The organism is Acetobacter tropicalis (genome assembly GCF_001580915.1).
Taxonomy (GTDB): domain Bacteria; phylum Pseudomonadota; class Alphaproteobacteria; order Acetobacterales; family Acetobacteraceae; genus Acetobacter; species Acetobacter tropicalis.
The window spans coordinates 1-1,913 of sequence record NZ_LHZQ01000079.1 but is presented as its reverse complement, the minus strand read 5'-3'; the positions used below and the strand labels follow the sequence as shown (position 1 = coordinate 1,913).

1 protein-coding gene is annotated in these 1,913 nt (G+C 54.8%); it reads right to left on the bottom strand.

Going from position 1 to position 1,913, the window contains the following annotated elements:
• The coding region (locus AD944_RS00545; RefSeq protein WP_156477220.1) for a DUF1156 domain-containing protein at positions 1-1,891 on the bottom strand (1,891 nt) is incomplete at its 3' end.
• Between the last annotated feature and the right edge of the window lie 22 nt (positions 1,892-1,913).

Below are 1,913 nucleotides of genomic sequence, written 5' to 3'. Positions count from 1 at the left end.
CCTGAAAAAATGCCACCGCACAAAATTCTACACAGTCTCTGCTACCGTTGTGACGGTAGGGCGTAGCTATCAACTCACTGCCTTTCGGCGTCGAAAGGCGACGAAAGAGTTCCGGCCAGACATCTTGAAGAGACTTCTTCATCCACACATAGAAAAAATCTGAAAGATCTGCATATCCGATGTTATCGTAATAAGGAGGGTCCGTATTTATTATGTAGGATTTTTTATACCCTTCTTTTGATGAAATATCTCTCTGAAAAACAAAAGAATCCGAATTTGCCGGTAAGCCAGAAACAACCTCAGAAATAACCTTTGATATCGTATTCAAATCCGCGCTGGACTTTCCAAAATAGTTCGCCTCACAAAAATCCCATGTCATCGGGATGGCTTGTCGACCGAACGTGCCGCGTATTGCGTTATCGTCTGTTAACCACGTGGAGATTTCACTCCCGTAATCAGAAGCACGATCGACCATAAATCCTAGATAAGTCGCCACAGCATCCGCATAGGCAGTCGCTCCGGTGCCGGCTTCATGTAGCGGGGTTGAATCAGTTGAACGACCGGCGGCAACGGCGTCCTGCAGCACTTTCTCGCGTGCTTCGGCGACGAGATCGGAGAAGGTGGTCAGCGCGACAAGCTGGCGCGGCGTAAAGAGCGATGCGAAAGTCTTCAAGCCGTAATTAGGTGTCTTAAAATCTCTTGGATTATTGGGTAATTCTCCGTCAGGCACCCATTGCGGTCGGGCTTGATCTGCGATGACCACCTGTTCCACTGTCGGGGAGAGATAAATGCGTCCTTTTTTGCCTTCAGCCACTATGGCCATTAGACGATTACCCAGTCCAATGCCTTTACCTTCTTGGCGAATATAGGAAAACGGCATAGCGCTCCCCGTTAAAGCGCATACTCCGCCGCCGCTACGCCCAATCGTTCCCTTCTTGAGCCGAGCTTCTTCTTCCGCCGACAGGTCCCCATTCCTGACCTCGAAACGCCAGCCATCCGGCGCGTTTGCGTCATGGACAATCTCTGCCCATGCCTTCTTTCCTTCTTTGGTGGACAGCATGAAGGAAGAGACCAGCGGAACCATAGCGCCTTTCGCTGCCGGGTCAGGACTGCGGACCGTCCGTGCCCAGAGCCAGGCGATAACAGTTGCTTCCGATCCATCAGGCAGCGTCGCTTTCGGGTAGAGTTCGCCAATGCGCTTTTCCGCCTCGTCACGCATCCATTTGCCGTAATAGCGCACATCTTCGGCCAATCCCTGTGCCCCACGGCCCTGCCACGCCCCACCACGAGCAGCCTCTGCTCTCGCATCAGGATTGACGGGGGCCTGCCGCGCGAATTTGGGTGGTATCTCGACCAGCGCCTTGCCGATCAGAACAGCGACAGGGTTGAGATCCGAGCCATAGGCACGCAGGCCGAGGCGTTGCGCTTCCAGCGGGATGGAACCGCCGCCGGAGAATGGGTCATAGACGGGCGGTGCCTTTTCCTGAAGGTAGCGAAGGATGGCCTCACCGTCTTCACGAGGTGGTGGCTCTTCCCCGATGTTCCATGCGACAGACCGTGCGATTTCCCAGCGTGCGGCATTCAGGATCGTCTCGTTGCTACTTGCTTCCCATGGAACCATCGCCCGGATGACGTCATGGAGCCGGTTGCGTTCGCTTTCCTGCGCCTCCTCTGTCGGAAAGCGGTCGCGCCAAGCGGAAGGATCGTCCACCAGTTGCGCGAACAGCACGGCGCGGCAGGCAGCGAGAGGACGCTGTGCCCAATATTTATGAAGTGATGTTGGGTAGCCTTTCGGAGCCTTCTGCTTTTTGGAAGCTGCACCGATCTCATCCAGCGGGAGCGACACCTCGATCAGCTTGCGTCGGATAGTGGGGTTAGGGTCTGTTAGCACTTGATCCAGTCTGCAGCAGCAG